This is a genomic window from Bradyrhizobium sp. BR 1432, assembly GCF_051547705.1.
GTDB classification, from domain to species: Bacteria; Pseudomonadota; Alphaproteobacteria; order Rhizobiales; family Xanthobacteraceae; genus Bradyrhizobium; species Bradyrhizobium zhanjiangense.
Genome location: NZ_JBPUGF010000003.1, coordinates 8,475,599 through 8,496,748, shown reverse-complemented (window position 1 = coordinate 8,496,748; position 21,150 = coordinate 8,475,599). Strand labels below are relative to the sequence as shown.

The 21,150-nt window shown below is 62.5% G+C and carries 17 protein-coding genes and 4 pseudogenes; 16 read left to right on the top strand and 5 right to left on the bottom strand.

Annotation, left to right across the window (positions count from 1 at the left end; translation table 11 throughout):
- Positions 1-140: 140 nt before the first annotated feature.
- Positions 141-557, top strand: coding sequence for a hypothetical protein (locus ACSKB8_RS41025; RefSeq protein WP_438110286.1), 417 nt, complete (start codon positions 141-143; stop codon positions 555-557).
- 171 nt (positions 558-728) lie between these two features.
- Here the strand turns inward: ACSKB8_RS41025 and ACSKB8_RS41020 are convergent, their stop codons facing one another.
- Positions 729-1,595: a hypothetical protein gene (locus tag ACSKB8_RS41020; RefSeq protein WP_438110284.1), complete on the bottom strand. Its 867-nt coding sequence runs from the start codon at positions 1,593-1,595 to the stop codon at positions 729-731.
- A 909-nt stretch (positions 1,596-2,504) separates the two neighbouring features.
- Between ACSKB8_RS41020 and ACSKB8_RS41015 the strand changes: the two genes are divergently transcribed.
- The 14 genes and pseudogenes from ACSKB8_RS41015 (at position 2,505) to ACSKB8_RS40950 (ending at position 15,106) form a co-directional block, all read left to right on the top strand.
- Entirely contained in the window at positions 2,505-3,080 is a 576-nt protein-coding gene (locus ACSKB8_RS41015; RefSeq protein ID WP_438110282.1) for a formyltransferase family protein, read from the top strand.
- Between the two features lie 310 nt (positions 3,081-3,390).
- Positions 3,391-4,257: pseudogene (locus ACSKB8_RS41010) on the top strand (hypothetical protein); the annotation flags it as partial.
- Positions 4,258-4,366: 109 nt separating this feature from the next.
- Positions 4,367-4,645, top strand: coding sequence for an AMP-binding protein (locus tag ACSKB8_RS41005; RefSeq protein WP_438110280.1), 279 nt, complete (start codon positions 4,367-4,369; stop codon positions 4,643-4,645).
- Positions 4,646-4,684: 39 nt separating this feature from the next.
- A complete protein-coding gene (locus ACSKB8_RS41000; protein WP_438110279.1) occupies positions 4,685-5,023 on the top strand; it encodes a hypothetical protein in 339 nt (112 codons plus the stop codon).
- Positions 4,959-7,715: pseudogene (locus ACSKB8_RS40995) on the top strand (condensation domain-containing protein); the annotation flags it as partial. The gene ACSKB8_RS41000 and the pseudogene ACSKB8_RS40995, both read left to right, overlap by 65 nt.
- Before the next feature lie 146 nt (positions 7,716-7,861).
- Positions 7,862-8,011, top strand: a complete 150-nt coding sequence (locus tag ACSKB8_RS40990; protein WP_438110277.1) for an AMP-binding protein — start codon at positions 7,862-7,864, stop codon at positions 8,009-8,011.
- Positions 8,008-8,607, top strand: coding sequence for a hypothetical protein (locus tag ACSKB8_RS40985; RefSeq protein ID WP_438110275.1), 600 nt, complete (start codon positions 8,008-8,010; stop codon positions 8,605-8,607). The genes ACSKB8_RS40990 and ACSKB8_RS40985 overlap by 4 nt, the downstream gene beginning before the upstream one ends.
- 29 nt (positions 8,608-8,636) lie before the next feature.
- Positions 8,637-8,801 carry a hypothetical protein gene (locus ACSKB8_RS40980; RefSeq protein WP_438110273.1) on the top strand — a complete coding sequence of 55 codons (165 nt, stop codon included), beginning with the start codon at positions 8,637-8,639 and terminating at the stop codon, positions 8,799-8,801.
- Positions 8,794-9,045, top strand: a complete 252-nt coding sequence (locus tag ACSKB8_RS40975; protein WP_438110271.1) for a hypothetical protein — start codon at positions 8,794-8,796, stop codon at positions 9,043-9,045. The genes ACSKB8_RS40980 and ACSKB8_RS40975 overlap by 8 nt, the downstream gene beginning before the upstream one ends.
- A complete protein-coding gene (locus ACSKB8_RS40970) occupies positions 9,042-9,302 on the top strand; it encodes a phosphopantetheine-binding protein (RefSeq protein WP_438110269.1) in 261 nt (86 codons plus the stop codon). The genes ACSKB8_RS40975 and ACSKB8_RS40970 overlap by 4 nt, the downstream gene beginning before the upstream one ends.
- Before the next feature lie 45 nt (positions 9,303-9,347).
- A complete protein-coding gene (locus ACSKB8_RS40965; protein WP_438110268.1) occupies positions 9,348-10,055 on the top strand; it encodes a condensation domain-containing protein in 708 nt (235 codons plus the stop codon).
- A pseudogene (locus ACSKB8_RS40960) lies at positions 9,950-10,855 on the top strand (condensation domain-containing protein); the annotation flags it as partial. The gene ACSKB8_RS40965 and the pseudogene ACSKB8_RS40960, both read left to right, overlap by 106 nt.
- A gap of 67 nt (positions 10,856-10,922) precedes the next feature.
- Positions 10,923-13,331 carry a non-ribosomal peptide synthetase gene (locus ACSKB8_RS40955; RefSeq protein ID WP_438110866.1) on the top strand — a complete coding sequence of 803 codons (2,409 nt, stop codon included), beginning with the start codon at positions 10,923-10,925 and terminating at the stop codon, positions 13,329-13,331.
- Positions 13,332-14,728: 1,397 nt separating this feature from the next.
- Complete coding sequence (locus tag ACSKB8_RS40950; RefSeq protein ID WP_438110266.1) at positions 14,729-15,106, top strand: PRC-barrel domain-containing protein; 378 nt, start codon at positions 14,729-14,731, stop codon at positions 15,104-15,106.
- A gap of 224 nt (positions 15,107-15,330) precedes the next feature.
- Here ACSKB8_RS40950 and ACSKB8_RS40945 read toward each other — a convergent pair whose 3' ends face one another.
- Entirely contained in the window at positions 15,331-16,218 is an 888-nt protein-coding gene (locus ACSKB8_RS40945; RefSeq protein WP_438110264.1) for a VOC family protein, read from the bottom strand.
- A gap of 166 nt (positions 16,219-16,384) precedes the next feature.
- Here ACSKB8_RS40945 and ACSKB8_RS40940 point away from each other — a divergent pair, with 166 nt between their 5' ends.
- A complete protein-coding gene (locus tag ACSKB8_RS40940; RefSeq protein ID WP_438110262.1) occupies positions 16,385-17,572 on the top strand; it encodes a CaiB/BaiF CoA transferase family protein in 1,188 nt (395 codons plus the stop codon).
- 34 nt (positions 17,573-17,606) lie between these two features.
- Here the strand turns inward: ACSKB8_RS40940 and ACSKB8_RS40935 are convergent, their stop codons facing one another.
- The 3 genes and pseudogenes from ACSKB8_RS40935 to ACSKB8_RS40925 form a co-directional block, all read right to left on the bottom strand.
- Positions 17,607-18,287, bottom strand: coding sequence for an SDR family NAD(P)-dependent oxidoreductase (locus ACSKB8_RS40935; RefSeq protein ID WP_438110260.1), 681 nt, complete (start codon positions 18,285-18,287; stop codon positions 17,607-17,609).
- 4 nt (positions 18,288-18,291) lie between these two features.
- Positions 18,292-19,486: pseudogene (locus tag ACSKB8_RS40930) on the bottom strand (sialidase family protein).
- Positions 19,483-20,919: a sodium:solute symporter family protein gene (locus ACSKB8_RS40925; RefSeq protein WP_438110258.1), complete on the bottom strand. Its 1,437-nt coding sequence runs from the start codon at positions 20,917-20,919 to the stop codon at positions 19,483-19,485. The pseudogene ACSKB8_RS40930 and the gene ACSKB8_RS40925 overlap by 4 nt, the downstream one beginning before the upstream one ends.
- Positions 20,920-21,150: the final 231 nt, after the last annotated feature.

Here is a 21,150-nt window from a genome sequence, read left to right as displayed (position 1 = left end):
TGCGGCGTATCCCTCCGCCAAAGCTTTCAATTACCCACAAATGCTTGATTCGATGGCGGTAGTCCTGATCGAAAAATCTTGAATCGGATGAATCGCTTGTGATTCATTGTCGGGCACCTGAATCGCGACGGCGAGGTGCCTTGATGTGTTCAAGCGGAGCGGCGTGTCGTTGCTCGGCCGGCCCGGATGATGGTGATGAAAGTGCCGTCGAACATTGGACGGAGCGCGAGATCGACAAGACAGCGTTCAAGGACTATCTGAAGGCAACCGGGGCTGCCGGCGGCATCGCCGTGATCAGCAGCCTGGGTCAACTCGGAAGCTTCGCGAGTCCCACAATCATTGGATGGCTGATGCACACCTCGGGACATCCCGATGCCGCGCTCTATGGCCTGGCGTCCTTGTTGCTGTTGAGCAGCGTAATTCTGTTCGTGCTGGTGCCGTCCATAGACCTGCTCCAATCAATGCCGCTGAGGCCATCGAATCGAGGAGTTCATAGATTGGTACAACGGGCCTATCGCGGAGCGACAACCAATCCTGACTGCAAGCCGCAGCAGTAGAAAAAGTCGTCCCGAAAACGATTGAACGAGAGCCATCCATGCTCGCACTGAGCTTCTAAGCGGAGAGGAACCCATGCTTGATTACGCGAGCTTCGGACACGGCCCAAATAAGGTGATGGCTTTACACGGCTGGTTTGGGGATCACTCGACATTTGACAATGCGACACGCGCTTAGGCCAATGCCACGGCTATCCTTCGAGTGCCGGGTAGCGATGTCCAATTGTTCACCGCATGCGCCCAAGTTAGGTTGTTCAGAATAACAAGGTCCCCTGGTTTTAGCTTGAGAATAATCTCGTCACAAAAAAGTTTCTCGTAATCGGCGCCTGAACACCAGCTCCGTCCTGCATTAACGGGGTCCAGTTGGTGCAACTCAAAACCGTCCGGCGGGAGCTTGAGAAGTTCGCGCTCCTGCAACATCCGAACGAAAAAGTGAAGACAGCTTTGGTCAACACTACCAATGTTATCCCAAAGGACATTCACATCGCGCCCTAGGAGAAGGGAAAAGCTTCTTTTCGGCCTTGCCATAACAATCGCCAGCAAAAGGCCCGGGATCTCGGATTTAACCTCGGCTACTATTTGGTCATCTGGTACCAAATAGTCATCCGGCGAGCTCAGACGATAAAGTGCTTTTGCACGAGTGATCATGCCCCGAGACAATGGTTTTGATCCAGGTAATATTTTTGTCGTTTTTTCTCGTAAAAGTCCCCATGCCTCACTTGTGTCGTCGATGTTCAATAGGATTGTTTCTCCTCCGTCTTTACTATTCTCGAAACAATAAAAGCACGACAACTGCATATTAGATATTCTATCTCCTTCGGAATGCGGGGTGACAAGCTGATAATCATCTCGGGAATTAACGCTCATGAAGTATTTGTTGATCCGCCGTCGGTGACCAAGAAAATCGGAAAAGCCGGCCTCCAGCTCTAGCTTTTTTTGCAATCCCAGTTCACCGGCAATTTGATGTACGAGGCCGTCCGCCTCGCTCGGTGAGACATTACGAATCAAAATGACACAGTCTCGACTGAGTGCCTCGATCACGCAAGTCACATCCAAGCCGCTGCACCCAAGGGCCAACAGCATGCGCCGATGTGAGAGATCAGGAGTTAGTTGTGGTTGCGACATTCGCCGTGGACCCGTTCTTCGTCGCTTTCGTCGCCTCACGAGCAAGGGCCGTGCCACAGACGTCAGCGGGCATTAAGCGAAAACGCTACTCTAGTGCCGAGCCCCGGCCAATCTGCGAAAACGCGATGCGTGGCGAACTTTGCAACATCGAGCGGAATCCCTGCCGCAGGACCCTCTCTCACTCGACGAGCAGACCACCTGGAGAAAGCAGCGGCGAGCATTTTGGCTCGCAAAGGCAATTCGGGCAAGGGGCGGGCGCCCGATCTTGAGTGGTCGTCGCTGTTGACGGCGCGTGCTGTTGTGTTGAGCTCTGTTCGGTTCAAGGCGTTAATGTCCCAAGCCCGACGGCATGACGGCAACCGGCGAGAAGCGAATTGTTTTCTTCAGAATGAGCTCGCAGAAGGTCATTGGCGCGTCCGTTACTTAACGTGAGCGCCAAGGAGATTCTGCTGTACGCGCGGCGATGACGGCGGCTGTTGCAGAGCTTCCGACGACTTTGCGGACCGCCCATGCGGTGATCGTCGCCAATGACGTCCGTATTGTTGTGCTGAGCTGTGTCTGGTTCAGGACGTCGATGTCCCAAGTCCGACGGCGGCATTCCGAGCGAGGCGCGCGTTGTTTCTTCAGGAAACGCTCGCAGTACCTCATTGGTATGTCGATTGCTTGAATTGGTATGTCGATTGCTTGAAATGCGGGGTGATCCGTTACGGCCTTCATCGTAACCCCTGTCTAAGAGTTCAGATGAAACTTGCTACACCGGTTGGCTCTTGCATCTTTGTTGGTGGTGGTACGCTAGCTGTTAGATGTGCTCAGCTAGTGATGGAGATGGGCCACGTGATCCGGGCGGCGCTGTGTGCCGACGCCATATTCCGCGATTGGGCCGCTCTCGCCGATATCTTGTGTGTGACGAGCATTGAAGAGCTATCTGCGCTGCTCAACGCCGAGCCAGTCGAGTGGATATTTTCCGTTGCCAATCCGTTCATATTGCCAGCAGATGTGTTTGGGAAAGCGCGTAGAGGCGCTTTCAATTACCACGACGGTCCGTTGCCGCGATATGCCGGAACTCATGCGACGTCTTGGGCGCTTCTTGCCCGTGAGACCGAACATGGCATCACGTGGCATCGTATCGATCACGGTGTTGGTACTGGTGAGCTGGTCGTCCAACGCCAAGTGTTGATTCCGACGAGCGATACTGCGCTGACGCTGAATCTCAAATGTTATGAGGCTGCTATCGATGGCTTCCGCGAGCTTCTAACTGGCTTAACAAATGGAGAGCTTAGTGCTCGTCCGCAAGCGCTAGCGGACCGAAGCTTTTTCCCGAAAGGTCGACGCCCAGATGCTGCGGGCTGTCTGCGATGGGATCGATCCGCACAAGATCTGGAAGCGATGACGCGCGCCTAGACTTTGGCCCGTATCATACCAATCCATTGGGGTTGTCCAAGGCTCTCTTAGGCGATGACGTTGTCGTCGTCAGGCGCTTGGAGGTGACGGCTCGGCGCTCGGGCTTTGCTGCGGGGTCTTTAGTTGAGATCCACCCCAGCCACTGGCGTGTGGCGACAGGGACAGAGGATGTTGATGTTTGGCTTAGCAGCTTGGATGGTAAGGCTCTGGATGCGCGGGCACTCGCGAGGCGTTCTGATTCCCATGTAGGCGACCGCCTCCCGATTCTGCAGCGATGACGAGGCGCGGAGCATAGACGGTTGCGCATGAAATGTTGGCGCCTCGTGAGAGTTTTTGGCGACGGCGGCTTGAACAGTTCAAAACATCCCAGCTTTCCTTTTTGTCGTCTTCAGTAGCTTTGGCTGCACCTCAATGGCAGTTGAGTTCATGGCGAATTCCAGGTGCTTTGGCTGAGCTGTCTCCCAGTAATCGCACGGAATTCTTGCTAACGGCTTGGCTGATCTACCTAGCCCGCATCACGGGAGAATTAGAGCTTCAATTGGGATGGACTCCCGCGCCGAGTGGATCGCGAGCGGGCTTGAAAGCGCTCGAGGTGCTTGTCGCTTCTGTTGTGCCGATGGCAATTACCATCGATCTCGACAATGATTTTGCAGAGGCGCGCACGGTGGTGGCGGCCGAATTCGCTCAGCTGAAGGAGCAGGATAGCTTCGCGCGAGATCTTATTGCGCGCTGCCCAACGTTGCTCGGTATGGAGGCGTTACGATTGCGCCGGCCCTGGCCCGTTGGCGTTATGCTTACTGTAAGTGGCGAGTTTGCCACTGGTGACCTAGCTTCGAGCCCGACTTCTGAGGCAGCCCTGCCCGGTGAGGCGTTAACATTTGAGGTTTGCGCTCTAGATGGGAGCTTTCGATGGCACTTTGATGCAAGTCGCTTGGAGCCCAAGCATATCGACCGTATGACCCAGCATTTGCAAAATTTGCTATGTGCTGTGAAGGCAGATCCGCGGCAGCCCGTGGCGGATCGAACTTCGTCATCCGCTGAGCGTGCGTATCTGCTGGAGGAGCTGAACCGGACGGCATCGGCCTATCCGTCGGACGTGTGCATCCACGAGCTGTTCGAGGCACAGGTGCGCCAGGCGCCGGACGCGGTGGCGGTGGTCCATGAGGAGGAGCGGCTAAGCTATGGCGAGCTGAATGCGCGGGCCAACCGCCTGGCGCATCATCTGATCGCGATTCGGGGTCAAGCCGGACCAGCCGGTGGCGATCTGCGTTGCGCGCAGCGTGGCGATGGTGGTCGGGCTGCTGGCGATCCTCAAGGCGGGCGGCGCCTATCTGCCGCTGGACCCGGCCTATCCGCCGGCGCGGCTGCGGCAGGTTCTCGACGATGCGGCGCCGCGGCTGCTGCTGGCCGATGCAGCCGGCCGATCGGCGCTGGGCGACGATGCGCTGGCGCGATCTGACGCGTGGTGGATCTGGAGACGGCCACGCCGGAGTGGGCAAACCTGCCGGCGTCGGATCCGGACCCGCGTGCGCTCGGCCTCACCTCACGCCATCTCGCCTATGTGATCTACACCTCCGGATCAACAGGCACGCCCCAAGGGCGTCATGGTCGAGCATCGCGGAGTACGGTGCGTCTGGTGGCATTGGAGCAGCGACGATTTACGGCATCGAGATCTCGCCGCAGGACTGTTTGTCTCAACGCTTCCTCGCCGAGCATTCGATGCGACCACCTTCGAAGTCTGGCGAGCTTTGGCGAACGGCGCCAGTGTTGTGCCTTATCCTGAATGCGCTATCGCTCGACGGCGACGCTGGTCCCTGGATCATCTCATAGACCAAGGCATCACTATCGCTTGGATGACTGCGCGGTTGTTCGACGTCTATGTCGGGGAGGGGCGGAGCACCAGTGGGCTGCAGCAACTGCTGGTCGGGGGCGAAGAGGTCTGACGGCCAGTTCCGATCGAGAAGCATGTCAGCAAGCGACATCCGGTCGCTGGAGATTTCAAATGGCTACGCGCCTGACCGAGAACACCACCTTCAGTCTCTGCTACCCGGTGCCTGCTGGCTTCGATGGCCAGCAACGTGGTGCCGACTGGGACGATCCAATCCGCGAATTCGCGTGGTCTATCTGCTGGACGGTCATGGCGCGCCGGTGCCGTTCGGCGCGGTCGGGGAGCTCTACGTCGGCGGGGCGGGGGTGGCGCGCGGCTACCTGAACCGGCCCGAGCTGACCGCGGAGCGGTTCATCGCCAGTCCCTTTGTGGACGGCGACCGGCTGTACCGCACCGGCGATCTGGCGCGCTACCTACCGGACGGCAATCTGGAGTTTTTGGGCCGCAACGACGACCAGGTGAAGATCCGCGGCTTCCGGATCGAGCCGGGCGAGATCGCGGCGCGGCTTTGCGAGCACCCGTTCGTGCGCGAGGCGGTGGTGGTGGCGCACGAGGTCCCCGGCGGCGAGCAGCGTCTTGTCGCCTATGTGGTGTGCGCGCCGGAAGCAGCTTCGAACGGGCTGGAGGGAAGCGAGCTTGCCGGCGCCTTGCGCGCCCACATAAGTGCACACCTGCCGGAGTACATGGTGCCATCGGCGTTCGTGCGGCTGGCGGCGCTGCCGCTGACGGTGAACGGCAAGCTGGACCGCAAGGCGCTGGCTGCGCCGGACGATGAGGCGTATGCGCATCGCGCCTATGAGCCGCCGCAGGGCGAGATCGAGATCACGCTGGCACAGATCTGGGCCGAGCTTCTCGGTGTGGAGCGGGTCGGACGCCACGACCACTTCTTTGCGCTCGGCGGGCACTCGCTCTTGGCGGTGCAACTGATCGAGCGTTTGCGGCGGCGGTCGCTGGGGGTTGAGGTGCGCACGCTGTTCGCCAGGCCGGTGCTGGCCGATCAGGCCGCAAGCCTGGGCAGTCATCAGGAGGTGGCGGTCCCGGCCAATCGGATCAGCGAACAGAGTCCGGCGATCACGCCGCAGATGTTGCCGCTCATTGAGCTGGCGCAGGGCGAGATCGACCGGATCATCGCCACAGTGTCCGGCGGGGTCGGCAACATCCAGGACATTTATGGCTTGTCGCCGCTGCAGGACGGCATCCTGTTCCATCATCTGTTGGCGACAAAGGGCGATCCGTACCTGCTGGTATCGCAGATGGCGTTTGCCGACCGTGGCGTGTTGGACCGCTATCTTGCTGCGGTCCAGCGGGTGGTGGACCGGCACGACATTCTGCGCACCTCGTTCGTCTGGGAGGGGCTGTCGCGCCCGGCGCAGGTGGTGTGGCGCCACGCATCGCTGGAGGTGAGCGAGGTCGAGCTGGACGGGTCTGCTGGTCCTGGCGCCGCGCAGCTTAAGGATCGGTTTGATCCGCGCCAGCACCGCATCGATCTTGGCCGAGCGCCCTTGTTGCGGTTTGTGATCGCGCGCGAGCCCGGCAGCGGGCGCTGGCTGCTGTTGGAGCTGCAGCATCATCTGATCGGGGATCACACGACACTGGAGGTGATGCGTGCCGAGGTCCAGGCTGTGCTGGAGGGACGCGAGCACGAGCTGACCGCGCCACAGCCGTTCCGCAATCTGGTGGCGCAGGCGCATCTCGGCGCTGATGCCAAGGCGGATGAAGCGTTCTTCCGGGGGTGGCTGGCAGACATCGACGAGCCGAGCACGCCGTTCGGCTTGAGCGAGGTGCGCGGCGACGGCAGCGGGGTTCGAGAGGCGCAGCGGATGCTGCCGCAGGCGCTCCATGCGCGGCTGCGGGAACAGGCGCGGCGGCTGGGGGTGAGCCTGGCCAGCCTGTGCCATCTGGCCTGGGGTCAGGTGGTGGCGCGCAGCAGCGGCCGCGAGCAGGTGGTGTTCGGCACGGTGCTGTTCGGCCGCATGCATGGCGGGGCGGGCGCCGACCGCGCGATGGGGCTGTTCATCAACACACTGCCGCTGCGGCTTGATCTTGATGGCACCGCGGTCGAGGCGAGCGTGCGAACCACGCATGCCCGGCTGGTCGAGCTCTTGGCGCACGAGCATGCCTCGCTGGCGCTGGCGCAACGCTGCAGCGGCGTTGCGGCGCCGGCGCCGCTGTTCAGCGCGCTGTTGAACTACCGCCACAACACGCCGGCGGCGGTCACCGCCTCCGCAGCCGATGATGCGCTGTCCGGCGTGGAATGGCTGGGCGAGGAGGAGCGCACCAACTATCCGCTGACCTTGTCGGTGGAGGATTTTGGCGAGGCGCTCGGGCTGACGGTGCAGGTGGCGGAGCCAATCTCGGCGGATCGGATCTGCGGCTACATGCAGCAGACGCTGGCGCAGCTGGCGGAGGCGCTGGAGCGGGCGCCGGACATGCCAGTGCGGGAGCTGGACATCCTGCCAGCGGACGAGCGCACCTATCTCCTGGAGGAGCTGAACCGGACGGCGGCGCCGTATCCTGTGGAGCAGTGCATCCATGAGCTGTTCGAGGCCCAGGTGCGCCAGGCGCCGAATGCGGTGGCGGTGGTCTATCAGGACCAGCGCGTAAGCTATGGCGAGCTCAATGCGCGGGCCAACCGCCTGGCGCATCATCTGATCGCAATTGGGGTGAAGCCGGATCAGCCGGTGGCGATCTGCGTTGCGCGCAGCGTGGCGATGGTGGTCGGGCTGCTGGCGATCCTCAAGGCGGGGGGCGCCTATCTGCCGCTGGACCCGGCCTATCCGTCGGCGCGGCTGCGCGCAGGTGCTCGAGCGATGCGGCACCGCGCCTGCTGCTGGCCGATGCAGCCGGGCGATCGCCGCCTTGGGCGACGATGGCGCTACGTCGATGCTGAGCGGTGGTGGATCTCGATGCGGCGGCACCGGCGTGGGCCAGCCTGCCGGCGTCGGATCCGGACCCGCGTGCGCTCGGCCTCACCTCACGCCATCTCGCCTATGTGATCTACACCTCGGGCTCAACAGGCACGCCCAAGGGCGTCACAGAATGAGCATCGGGCTATCGTTAATCGCGCTGATCTGGATGCAGAACGCCTATGGTCTCAACGCAACTGATGTCGTGTTGCAGAACGACGCCATTCAGCTTCGATGTCTCGGCCTGGGAGTTGTTCTGGACGCTTGCTTGAAGGGGCAACCCTGGTGCTGGCGCTTGCCCGGTGCGCACAGAGATCCCGACGCATTGGTCGACTTGGATTATCAACGAGCGAATCACGACGGTTCGCTTCGTGCCATCCATGCCTGGTCAGCTTTATGGATGCGAAGAGTGCTGACCGCTGCGCATCGCTGGACGAGTTTTATGCAGCGGCGAGGCGCTTCCGCCGCCAGTGTGCATCAAGGTTCGGCGACTCTTGCCTCGGACGGGCCTGCACAATCTGTACGGTCCGACCGAAAGCCGCGATCGTACGTGACAGCGTGGAGTTGTCCGGCTGAGTTTGATGGCGCCATTGTCCCGATTGGCCGTCCGATTGCGAACACGCGGGTGTATCTGCTGGATGGTCATGGGGCACCGGTGCCGTTCGGTGCGGTGGGGAGCTCTACATTGGCGGGGCGGGGTGGCGCGCGGCTATCTGAACCGGCCCTGAGCTGACAGCGGAGCGGTTCATCGCCAGTCCCTTTGTGGACGGCGACCGGCTGTACCGGACCGGCGACCTGGCGCGCTACCTGCCGGACGGCAATCTGGAGTTTTTGGGCCGCAACGACGAGCAGGTGAAGATCCGCGGCTTCCGGATCGAGCCGGGCGAGATCGCGGCGCGGCTCCTGCGAGCATCCGGCGGTGCGTGATGCGGTGGTGGTGGCGCGCGAGGATGGCTGCGGCGACAAGCGCCTTGTCGGCTATGTGGTGTGTGCGCCCGAGGCAGCTTCGAACGGACAGGATGGCGGCGACCTTGCCGGCACCTTGCGCGCACACATCAAGTGCGCACCTGCCGGAGTACATGGTGCCATCGGCGTTCGTGCGACTGGCGGCGCTGCCGCTGACGGTGAACGGCAAGCTGGACCGCAAGGCGCTGCCGGCGCCGGACGATGAGGCGTATGCGCATCGTGCCTATGAGCCGCCGCAAGGCGAGATCGAGACCACGCTGGCGACAGATCTGGGCCGAGCTTCTCGGTGTTGAGCGGGTCGGACGCCACGACCACTTCTTTGCGCTCGGCGGGCACTCGCTGGTGGCGGTGCAGCTGTTGAGCCGGTGTCTGGCAGGCCATCGGCTTCACACTGCCGCTGACCACGCTGTTTGCCAAACCGGTGCTGGCCGATCTGGCCGCGAGTATCATGGATGCAGTTGAGCCGCTCCGGCGCGCAAGACCTGCCAGCCATTGCGCCGGTGTCGCGTGACGCGCCGCTTGTGCTGTCGTTTGCGCAGCAGCGGCTGTGGTTTTTGGCGCAGCTGGATCAGAGGCAGCACGAACTATCACATTCCGCTCGGGTGGCGGCTCAAGGGTGGGCTCGACCGCAGCGCCTGGCAGCGTAGCCTGGACCGTGTGTTGGCGCGCCATGAGGCGCTGCGCAGCGTGTTTGTCGCGCCGGAGGGCAAGCCCTGGGTGGAGGTGCTGCCGGAGGATGCGGGGCTGCCGGTTGTGGAGCACGATCTGCGGGACAGGCCGGATGCGGACGAGGCGCTATTGGGTCTGTGCAGAGAAGAGGCGTGCACGCCGTTCGATCTGGCGCGTGGCCCGCTGATCCGTGGCCGGCTGATCCGGATCTCGGATGAGGAGCACGTCTTGCTGCTGACCCAGCATCACATTGTCTCGGATGGTTGGTCGCTGGGCGTGTTGGCGCATGAACTCAGTCAGCTGTACCGGGCGTTCGTGGCCGGAGAAGGCGATCCGCTGCCGCCGCTTGCGAATCCAGTATCCGGACTATGCCGCCTGGCAACGGCAGTGGCTGTCGGGCGCGCGGCTGCAGCGCCAGGCGCAGTATTGGCGCAGCGACCCTGTCTGGCGCGCCAGCCCGTCTGGCGCTGCCGACGGACCGGCCGCGGCCGGCGCAGCAGTCGTTTGCCGGGGCGACGGTCCCGATCGTTATTGATGCGGAGCTGACGCGGGAGCTGAAGCGGCTGGGCCTGCAGCAAGGCACGACGTTGTTCATGACGGTGCTGGCGGGGTGGGCTGCGGTGCTGTCGTGTCTGTCGGGACAGGACGATCTTGCGATTGGCGTGCCGAGCGCTAATCGCGGTCGCCGCGAGATCGAAGAGCTGATCGGCTTCTTCGTCAACACCCTGGTGCTGCGGCTGGACCTGTCGGGCGAGCCGAGCGTGTCGGAGCTGTTGGAGCGGACGCGGCGCACGGTCTTGGGAGCGCAGGAGCACCAGGACCTGCCGTTCGAGCAGGTGGTGGAGATCGTGCAGCCGCCCCGGGCTCTTGATCACACGCCGTTGTTCCAGGTGATGCTGGCCTGGCAGAACAACGCCGCTGGGACGTTCGACCTTCCTGGGCTGATGGTGGAGGCGGCGGCAGACGGCTTCGATCAGGTCAAGTTCGATCTAGAGCTGAGCCTTGGCGAGCAGGGTGAGGTGATCGCTGGCACGCTGGGTTATGCCACGGCGCTGTTCGATCGCGCGACCATCGAGCGGCAGCGTGGTTATCTGCTGGCGCTGCTGCGGGCGATGGTTGCCGATGCGCAGCAAGCGGTCGGCCGGATCGAGCTGCTGCCAGCCGACGAGCGCGCGTATCTGCTGGAGGAACTGAACCGGACGGCGGTGACGTATCCTGAGCAGCAGTGCATCCATGAGCTGTTCGAGGCGCAGGTGCAAAAAGCGCCGGAGGCGGTGGCGGTGGTCTATCAGGACCAGCGCGTCAGCTATGGCGAGCTCAATGCGCATGCCAACCAGCTGGCGCATCATCTGATCGGGCTCGGGGTGAAGCCGGATCAGCCGGTGGCGATCTGCGTTGCGCGCAGCGCTGGCGATGGTGGTCGGGCTTTTGGCGATCCTCAAGGCGGGCGGGGCGTACCTGCCGCTGGACCCGGCCTATCCGCCGGCGCGGCTGCGGCAGGTTCTCGACGATGCGGCGCCGCGAGTGCTGCTGGCCGATGCAGCGGGGCGATCGGCGCTGGGCGACGATGCGCTACGCGATCTGGCGGTGGTGGATCTGGCGGCGACGCCGGAATGGGCAAATCTGCCGGCGTCGGATCCGGACCCGCGTGCGCTCGGCCTGACCTCACGCCATCTCGCCTATGTGATCTACACCTCCGGATCCACAGGCACCCCCAAGGGGGTCATGGTCGAGCATCGCGGCTTGGTCAATCTCAGCTTGGCTCAGATCGGGCTTTTTGGCGTTTGTTGCAACAGCCGCGTGGTGCAGTTCGCCTCCTTCGGTTTTGATGCAAGCGCCTCGGAGCTTGTTATGGCGTTTGGTTCGGGAGCCGCATTGCATTTGCCTGCGGATCAGCTCCGTCAAGCGAGTAACAAGCTATCGGATTATCTGCGAAGCGAAGCCATCACGCACGCGACGCTGCCTCCAGCCTTGCTTCAGGGAAGCCAGAAGCTGGAAGGCTTGGGATCGCAAGTTCTCATTCTTGCTGGAGAGCTGCCGAAGGCAGAACTCATCCGGAGTCTGGCTCCAGCATCCATTATCAATGCTTATGGACCTACCGAAGCAACAGTTTGTGCGGCGACCTGGAGTTGCCCCGATGGGTTTGATGGGGCCATTGTCCCGATTGGCCGCCCGATTGCGAACACGCGTGTGTATCTGCTGGATGATCATGGCGGGCTGGTGCCGTTCGGTGCGGTCGGGGAGCTCTGCATCGGCGGGGCGGGGGTGGCGCGCGGCTACCTGAACCGGCCCGAGCTGACCGCGGAGCGGTTCATCGCCAGTCCCTTTGTGGACGGCGACCGGCTGTACCGCACCGGCGATCTGGCGCGCTATCTGCCGGACGGCAATCTGGAGTTTTTGGGCCGCAACGACGACCAGGTGAAGATCCGCGGCTTCCGGATCGAGCCGGGCGAGATCGCGGCGCGGCTTTGCGAGCACCCGTTCGTGCGCGAGGCGGTGGTGGTGGCGCACGAGGGCCCCGGCGGCGAGCAGCGTCTTGTCGCCTATGTGGTGTCGCCGGAAGCAGCTTCGGACGGGCTGGAGGGAAGCGAGCTTGCCGGCGCCTTGCGCGCCCACATAAGCGCACACCTGCCGGAGTACATGGTGCCATCGGCGTTGGTGCGGCTGGCGGCGCTGCCGCTGACGGTGAATGGCAAGCTGGACCGCAAGGCGCTGGCTGCGCCGGACGATGAGGCGTATGCGCATCGCGCCTATGAGCCGCCGCAAGGCGAGATCGAGATCACGCTGGCACAGATCTGGGCCGAGCTGCTCGGTGTGGAGCGGGTCGGACGCCACGACGACTTCTTCGAACTGGGCGGGCACTCACTGCTAGCGGTGCGGCTTCTCAGTCGAGCGCTCGATGCCGGGTTCAAGTTTACCGCCGCCGATCTCTTCCAAGCTCCTGTTCTGAAGGAACTTGCATTGAAGGTTCATTTGGAGCCACAGCCCAGTAGTCCGGGAGTGATTTGTGTTCGCGCAACCGGATCGCAGCCGCCGCTGTTCTTTGTTCCCACAGGCTTAGGAGATTGTTCCTATATCCTCAACTTGGTGGAGGAAATGGACGCGGACTGTCCAATCTATGGTCTACCGTGGCCTTCTTTCAGTGAAGTTTGTTCACCAACTCTTGAAGCGATAGCCTCGCAAGTCATTCCGGCGATCAGGGAGATACGGTCCCGGGGTCCATATCGATTTGCTGGATACTCATCAGGCGGAATATTGGCTTACGCCATAGCCGAGCAGTTACTGAGCCTCAATGAAACTGTCTCATTTATGGCGTTCATTGATGTTACCCTACCCGCAAAGCCAGCCGGCATGACGCCCACCCAGATGGTATGCGAAGTGGTGCTGGAAACTCTTGAACCCCTTGAGGACGAGCACTTTAAACTATTAAAGCGCTTTGCACGGCACAGTTCAATCGCTCAACTGCTTGAGAAGGCTCATCAAATAGGAGCTATACCTCCGGATCACAATGATGCTTTGATGTACGAGAGAATTGAGCAGTTTCAAAGGGCGCTGCAGCTATATCGGGCTCCGTCGCTGCCAATTGAGGTACATCAGTTTTACGCGACGGATTCTTCCCTAAGTTGTTGCGCACGACTAGACAAGAGCTCAATAGCTCCAGAGATGAGCTCGCCGATGCGAGGCTGGGACAGGGTTTTGAGTGCAGCAGCCATTGATACCACACCGATTCCAGGCAATCACGCGACGATGATGAACACTCCAGAAAACCGCAAAGTCCTGGCACGCTCGTTATCAAGAGCCTTAAATAGCTCACCGACGTGATCTGAGGCCGCCGGCGAACTGGACCATTTTTGGTTAGAGTTTTTCGCGATTTCCCCGGCCGGGAGGAGCGAAGAAGACGATGAAGGCTCGAAGTTTTCGGGCGCCCAGAAGGCGTTCATTTGAAGCTCCACTGAAAGTCCTTGAAGCGGCGTGCGGGTTGATCGGTCTTCTCGGCCGTAGCCCGGGCCGCCGTCACTTCGTCCGCGATCATGGCGAGCAGCCGCGTGTTGCGGGCGAACGCTACGCCGCCAATCGAGGAATAGCTCTCTCGACCAATCGCAAGAATCGGGTGTTGCGTGTCCCCGATTTGAACCTATCGGTCGATCCTCTTGTAATCGCGGTTGACCCGTAAAGTCAGAGTAGCGCGTGTTCAGATATCAGGCAGCGCAATGACGATGATCATGCGACGAACGCCCATTTCGGCCGGATAAACCCAGTGATGCGACCAGTAAGTCATTGATTGTTCTCAACCCGGGGCTGTCTCTTAATCAGCGGGTCCCAAGCTCGAGCGCGGGTGCGGCCACGAAGGAAAGAGTCTTCTTCTCCAATAAGTTATGGGCGCTCGCCGAAAACAAAACGGTCTCGTGCGACGCTTTTGTGGTCGGATGTCCCAGGGCCAGATTGCTGTACGACTTCTGTTTCTATTCGCCCCAAGCGCTGCACGCTGCCACAAACAGCGGTCCGTCGTGTCGGTGGTTGCGTATGATTCCATCGCTGGGCACCAACGCTCCCAGCGATACGGCGGACCTCAAAGCTCCGGCGTTTCATCCACAGAAGTTCGCGAAGTGGTGGATGATGCTCAGCTCGGGAACGACGCTCGCTTTCCAGCCCTTGGCCTCGATGTAGGCCACCTCGTCGTCGGTCATTCCGGTGAGGACTTTGCTTTTGAATCAAAAGATGGAATCAAACGGGCGGGCCGGAATAGAAAAATCCTTGTTTGGCAATGGATTATTGCAGGGTTCGATCCCTCCCGCCGCAGCCAGATCTCCCGCTCAGCCTGAGACCACTCCCGAAATCAGCCTGGCTGGGGAGCTGCTGGGTCTGGCGCGGCCTCGTCACGTAGTGAAGTCGCATCGGAGCGCGACCGCCCGTCCGGGTCTCAGCGCGATGCGCGCTGTCGCTCGAAAGTGTCGTGGCAGACCGACGAAGCCCGCGACGTGGAGCGTGCCTGCATCGTCCTCGTTGGGCGTCCTTTCGTAGCTTCTTTGTCGGCCTGTCGCCCCGGCTCTTGTCGCCATGTGTGCGTGCCTCCTCGGAGCGACCAGGGCTGGGTTGTTACAGTCGGTGTCAGCGACGACAAGTTGGTGATCGGCGCTGCGACATGTTCTCCCAAGACAGGAACGCCCTCGGAGCGGCCGCGTTAGGCCGACAAAACCACTTGTGAAGGAGACAAGGTCATGGCCCGCGCAACAGCACATCCGAATCATCAATGCATCTCGAGCGAAGATGTTCAGGGAACCGAGGTGTACGGTGCAGATGGAAAGAATATCGGTGAGATTGATCACCTCATCATCGACAAGGTGTCAGGCCGCGTGGCTTATGCGGTCATGAGCTTCGGCGGATTTGTTGGCTTGGGTCATAGCCACTACCCCATTCCCTGGGGCGCTCTGACATATGATACGTCGCTTGAAGGTTTTCGAACCAACATCACCGAGCAACAGCTGAAGGATGCGCCTGAGTTCAGCGATGACTCCTGGCAGGATCGAGACTGGGAAACGCGAACTCACCGCTATTATGGGATGCCCACCTATTGGGAAGGGCGGGGTGGCCTATAACGCCAGGCGGCGCGTCGGAAATTTCCAATCGTGAGTGCCAGCTGAATTGATCGGCCGGCCCTCATTGGATGCTGTCGGATTTGATCCTGCCGACTGACGCTAGAGCATGATCCGGACCCGAAGGGCCGCGTTAGCGCAAAGTGTGCAGCGGTTTTCCTCGCGACAAACGCCGAACGCGTTTGCGCGGGGATCATGCTCAAACGTTCAGCCAGCGCTCCCTATCCCTATCCCTCATACTGATCCGGCCCCATTGCCCAGGCCGCCTCGTCGTGCCCGTACGCATAATTCCGGTTGGTCAGCGCCGGATTGCGATTGACCATCGGGCGCATGAACATCGGATGGGTGGCGCTGCGCACCTCGTGCTCGACAGTGAAGAGGTGCTTGCCGCTGTCGAGGTCGACGATGTCGCAGAACCGGTACTGGTATTGATTGTCCTCGCGGGAGATCAGGCCGCGCGCCAGCAGCTTGCGGTACGGGCCGGAGAAATCGGTGATGTACATCTGCACATGATGGCCGTCATAGTCGCCCTGCGGCCGATCGGTCTCGCGGAACAATAAATGCTGGTCGCGGCCCGTCTTCACTGCGGCAACCTTGCCGTCGCCGTTCCGCAAGTCGGCGGGCATGCCCATGACTTCGGGATAGAACGCGCAGATGCCGGCCGCGGAGCCCAAGGGCACGTCGAATTCGACATAGGGAATGCCGAGCGCGATGCGCCCGAAGCGCGCAGCGTCCGGCTCGTAGCAGCGCAGGCGGTTGCCCCACGGGCAGGTCGCCTCGACATGGTCGTTGCGCTCGGCGAATGCGAAGGCCGTGCCCTCGAGTTTCTTCGCGACCGATGCCAGCCGCGCCAGCAGCGCCTCGCGGCTCGCGATGACCAGCCCGATATGGCCGCGCAGCACCTGCGGCCTGCCGCTCGGCAAATGAAACTGGCTTCGCCCGGCATTGATCCACATGTTGGTGTCGGACACCATCAGATAGGGATCGCGGGTCAGCCCGAGGCCCGTGACGTAGAACAGGGTCGCCAGGCGCTGATCCGGGACCTGGACGTTGACGTGCTCGAAATGGATCGCATTCCCGAGATCTTCGGCTGATCGATCGAATGGCTGCGGCATGGATATTTGCTTCCGGCTGGGGGATCTAGCGGCAATACTAGAGCAGAATTTCCGTCCGCCGAAACTGGTCGCCGTTCACATCTTACGAGCTGGGCATCATGTCCATTGCCGCCTTGCTGTGGTGGGCAGTCCCTGTAATCTGACGAAAACATTGGGGAAGGGATCGATGGGAGGAGTTCTCGAAGGCGTCCGTGTTCTCGATTTCGGGCGCTATATCGCAGGTCCCTATTGCGCGACATTGTTGGCCGAATTCAGCGCCGAGGTCATTCGCGTCGAAAAGCGCGACGGCAGCGAGGATCGCTTCGTGGCGCCGGTGGGCGAGGATGGCGAAGGCGCGCTGTTCCTCCAGGTCAATCGCAACAAGAAGTGCATCACGCTCGATCCGATGAAGGTGGAGGGGCAGGAGGTGATGCGCCGCCTGGTTGCCACCGCCGACGTGGTCGTCGCCAATCTGCCGCCGCAGACCCTGCGCGCGATGAAGCTCGATTACGAATCTTTGAAGGCGGTCAAGCCCGACATCATCCTGACCACGGCCACCGCGTTTGGCGGGCCGGGGCCCTGGTCCGACCGCGTCGGCTTCGACGGCGTCGGGCAGGTCATGTCGGGCTCGGTGTACATGACGGGCGCGGGCGATCCGCCGTATCGGGCCGCGGTGAACTGGGTCGATTTCGGCACGGCGCTGCACTGCGCGTTCGGAACGCTCGCCGCGCTGATCGAGCGCGGCAAATCCGGGCGCGGGCAGATCGTCGAGGGCGCGCTGCTCGCAACCGCCTTGTCCTTCACCAATGCCACGCTGATCGAGCAGGCGGTCATATCAGTCAACCGCGTGCCGACAGGCAATCTCGGCCAGACCGCGGCTCCAGCCGACATCTACCGCACCCAAGACGGCTGGGTGCTGTGCCAGGTCACCGGTCATCCGCTGTTCAAGCGTTGGGCGAGGCTGATGGGCGAGGAAGAGCAGTGGCTGAACGATCCGCGCTTTGCCGACGACATCAGCCGCGGCAACAACGGCCCCATCATCAGCGAGCGGATGGCGCGCTGGTGCGCCGAGCGCACCACGCAGGAGGCCGTCGACATGCTGGGACGAGCGATGATTCCGACCGGACCTGTCCTCAGCCCGCAACAGGCGCTGGACCATCCGCACATCCGTGCCGCCGGCTTCATGCAGGACGTCGATTATCCCGGCCTGCCGAAACCGGCGCCGGTCGCCCGCGCCGCGGTGCGGCTGTCGGAGACGCCGGGCGACATCGCAACGCGCCCGCCGACCCTTGGCGAGCACACCGCTCTCGTCCTGGCTGAGCTCGGCTACGACGAGGCCGCGATCGCGGCGCTCCGGCAGGGCGGCATCATCTAGCTATCATGCTGCAAGCTCCGGGATGGCGGAGCATTCAAAGCGAGCTGCCGCCGCAGATGACCAGCTGCTGTCCGGTGATGGCGGCGGCTTCCGCCGAGAGCAGGAAGGCGACTGCGCCGGCAACTTCCTCGGGGCGGATGTAACGGCCGATTGGCGGCAGTTTTGGCGCAACATCAGCGCGCGAGGGATCCTTCAACATCGGCGTCTCGGTCGCAGCCGGCGCAACGACATTGACGGTGATACCGCGAGGTGCGAGCTCGATTGCCCAGGACCGCGTGAGCGCCACCAGCGCCGCCTTCGTCGCGGCATATTGCCCGCGGCCAGATGCACCCGATGCGGTGCGGCTGCCGATGAAGACGATGCGCCCTCCTTTCGGCAGGCGCGGTGCCAGCGCGTTGGCGAGGCGCTCGGCAACCTCGACATGCAGCCGCCACATCGCCGCGCCGTCCTCATGGCTGAGCGTTCCGAGCTGGCCGACCCTCAGCATGCCGGCGGCATGAACCAGCGCGGTCGGCGCGATGCCCGCGACGGCGTCCGCGATGGCCTCGACGTCGGCAAGGTCGAGCGACACATGCTCGAAAGCCGGATGGTCGAATGGCGCGGCCCGCCGGCTGATCCCGGTGACGCGCCAGCCGTCGCGCAGCAGCCGCTCGACGATCGCAGCGCCAATCCCCGAACTGGCGCCGGTGACGAGGGCGTGAGGCCGCTTGTCCACGATCTCAGTCCCGGGCGCCGCGCATCACCCATGGCTCCCTCACGCGCACATATTTGATCGCGCGGCGGTGGAAGGTGAACGCCATGTGGAGCGCGCCGTCGGCGGTCTCTTTGACGGAAGGATAGGATAGCTCGCGATTGCTTTGCTCGCGCGAATTGTTGGTCATGCAATAGCCGTCGCCGGTCTCGACGTTGCGCCTGGTCCAGCTCCGTCCACCGTCGGCCGAGACCGCCAGCGTCATCGGTGCCCGCGGCGCGCCCCAGAATGCGGTGCGTCCGTTCGCCGTGCTGCCGTCGGCGGCGAGAACCGGTGGCAGATCATCTTCGATTTCGTCATAGAGCGAGAGCCGACGCCCGGTTGCGTCATTGGCGCTCGAGTTCGTCGAACACGAGTGCGAGATGGCCGTTCACGAGCCGCGTAAACTGGATAGATGAGTTGTTGTTGGGAAGCGCGGTCGCAACCGGCGCCGACCAGGTGCGGCCGTGATCCGCGGATCTGCTCTGATAGATGTTGTCGGCCCAGCGGCTGCGATACAGCGCGAGCAACGAGCCGTCGTCGAGGCGCGCGATGCACATATGCACGCAGCCGCGGCTGCCGGGGACGTCGACGTCTCGCCAGGTCGCGCCGGCATCCGACGAGATCTTCACCGCGCTGGTGTCCTCGTCGCCGTTCCATTTCCGGCCCGGCGTGCTGTGGCAATAGAACACGGGCAGCAGCCAGTCGCCATTGTCGAGCACGACGACCGGCTGGCGGATGAAGGTGCCGCGGCCGCGCTGCTCCGGGAACAGCGTCTCGATCGGGCCCCAGCTCTTGCCATTGTCACGCGAGAGACGGCGGCGGATCAGCGCGGTGTCCTGGTTTCCGGCGAGCTGAGCCGTCCACATCAGCCACAGCGTGCCGTCGGGAGCGGGAAACAGCACCGGGTTCTGCTCCGAACGTCCCTTGTCATCGGAGAGCTTTTCAGCCGGCGACCACTGCGTCGCGCCACGGGGTAGGCGTGAAAAGTAGATGGAGATATCCGACATACCCTCCTGCGTGCCGCCGAACCAGACGCAAGCCAGATCGCCGCCCGCGAGCGGCATGAGATTGGCGGCGTGGTTCTGCACGCAAGGCGAGGGAATGAAGGCGTCGAACCGCTCGGGATCACCGGCCGCCGGGCGGACGATGCCATCGGCAACGATCTCCATGTCGGCGATCATGTCGAGGTCCTTTCCATCAGGGCGTTTGGTTGCGCCGCCTGGGGCGTCGCCGGGGCGGTGGGCGAGCGGCTCAGCACCAGGCGCTCGATCGCCATCACGATCAACGGCGTCACGGCGGCGACGTACATGTTGTCGATGCCGAACGGGTTGCCCAGCAGGTACCAGACCGTGGTCGACACCGCCGCGCCGATCAGCCCGGCCGTGGCGCCGCGGTTGCTGGCAAACAGCGGCAGATAGAAGCCCATCATCGCCACCATCGTGATCGACAGGCGCAGTGCGCGCGTGAAGAACGACAGCTTGAGGATCTCCGGAACGAAGAAGACGAAGACCAGCGGCACGATGCCGATCAGCACCGAGAACACGCGGGTCATCTTCAGCTCGCGCTCCGGCGTCGGCTTCCAGTATGGAACGTAGAAGTCGCGCACCACGAGCGAGGCGATCGCGAGCGCCACCGTGCAGACGCTGACGAAGATCGAGGCGACGAGCGAGGTGGTCACGAAGGCCGAGGCCAGCGGCGGCATCTTCTCGAGGAACACCGGCAGGGCGTAGAGACTGTTCATGTCAGGGTAGAGGAATTTCGCGGCGACACCGATCAGTGCGAGGAGGATGCCGAGCGGCAGGCAGAACGCGGCGGCATAGAAGGTCGCCTTGCGGGCGTCGTCGGCGCTCGGCGTCGAGGAGATCGCCTGGACAATGAACTGCGTCGAAAAGATCGCGCCGACCGTGCCGAAGGTCCAGGCGAAGATGGTCGCAAAGCCGATCTTGCCGTCCCAGCTGAAATAGTGCGCCGGCAGCTTGGCCTGCATCGGCGCAATCCCGCCGGTCAGCGACATCGCCACCGCAAAGATGATGAGGATGCCGACGACCTTGAAGGCGCTGTGCAGGATCGTCACCCAGGCGACGCCCTTCAGCCCGCCGAACACGTAGTAGAAGGTGCTGACGACAGCAATGACGCACATCGCGATCGGCAGGCTGACATGCAGCGCCGTGGCGATTGCGGCTGCCCCGCTGACGTAATTGCCGACATTCACCAGCAGCAGGGCGTAGATCATGATCACCGATACCGTGAGCATGGTCGACTTGCCGTATTTCTGCGCGATCGCGGCCGAGATGGTGTACTCGCCGGAATTGTAGAGCTTCTTCACCATCAACAGCCCGAACAGCAAGAAGCCGATCGAGGCGCCGAGCACGGCCCAGCCTGCCGCGATGCCCGACTGGAAGGCCTCCTGCGCCGTGCCGACGGTCGACTTGGCCCCAACGAATTCGGACATCATCAGCACGCCGACGACGACGGCCGGCATTGCGCGCGCGCCGGTCATGAACTGCTCGCTGGTTCGGCTGCGCAGTTTCAGCGTGAGCCAGGACGTGAAGGCGATATAGGCGACGATCATCGTGATGATGAGCGTGCTCTCGCCGTTGAGGATGGCTTGCATCGTTGGCGTTTCCTCTGGTGACGGACGCGGTGTTGTGAGCCCGCTCTGGTCCGAGCAAAATGTTCGGAATGCGAACAATTGTTGTCAGTGACTATTAGACCTCTCAAGACGCCTTGCGTCAAGCGCACGGGCGCGCCGCGAGGCGCGGAACGCGCGGGGAAGCGGGTGCCCGTTCCCTTCGTCCACGGCGGGAATCAAGAGGTCGAGCTATGCGGGGCGAGCCGGCGTCCG

Bases quoted from the DNA above. Each gene is read 5' to 3' on its own strand.
- ACSKB8_RS41015 (WP_438110282.1), top strand. From the start codon at position 2,505: ATGGGCCACGTGATCCGGGCGGCGCTGTGTGCCGACGCCATATTCCGC.
- ACSKB8_RS41005 (WP_438110280.1), top strand. From the start codon at position 4,367: ATGGTGGTCGGGCTGCTGGCGATCCTCAAGGCGGGCGGCGCCTATCTG.
- ACSKB8_RS41000 (WP_438110279.1), top strand. From the start codon at position 4,685: ATGGTCGAGCATCGCGGAGTACGGTGCGTCTGGTGGCATTGGAGCAGC.
- ACSKB8_RS40985 (WP_438110275.1), top strand. From the start codon at position 8,008: ATGAGCATCGGGCTATCGTTAATCGCGCTGATCTGGATGCAGAACGCC.
- ACSKB8_RS40970 (WP_438110269.1), top strand. From the start codon at position 9,042: ATGAGGCGTATGCGCATCGTGCCTATGAGCCGCCGCAAGGCGAGATCG.
- ACSKB8_RS40955 (WP_438110866.1), top strand. From the start codon at position 10,923: ATGGTGGTCGGGCTTTTGGCGATCCTCAAGGCGGGCGGGGCGTACCTG.
- ACSKB8_RS40950 (WP_438110266.1), top strand. From the start codon at position 14,729: ATGGCCCGCGCAACAGCACATCCGAATCATCAATGCATCTCGAGCGAA.
- ACSKB8_RS40945 (WP_438110264.1), bottom strand. From the start codon at position 16,218: ATGCCGCAGCCATTCGATCGATCAGCCGAAGATCTCGGGAATGCGATC.
- ACSKB8_RS40940 (WP_438110262.1), top strand. From the start codon at position 16,385: ATGGGAGGAGTTCTCGAAGGCGTCCGTGTTCTCGATTTCGGGCGCTAT.
- ACSKB8_RS40925 (WP_438110258.1), bottom strand. From the start codon at position 20,919: ATGCAAGCCATCCTCAACGGCGAGAGCACGCTCATCATCACGATGATC.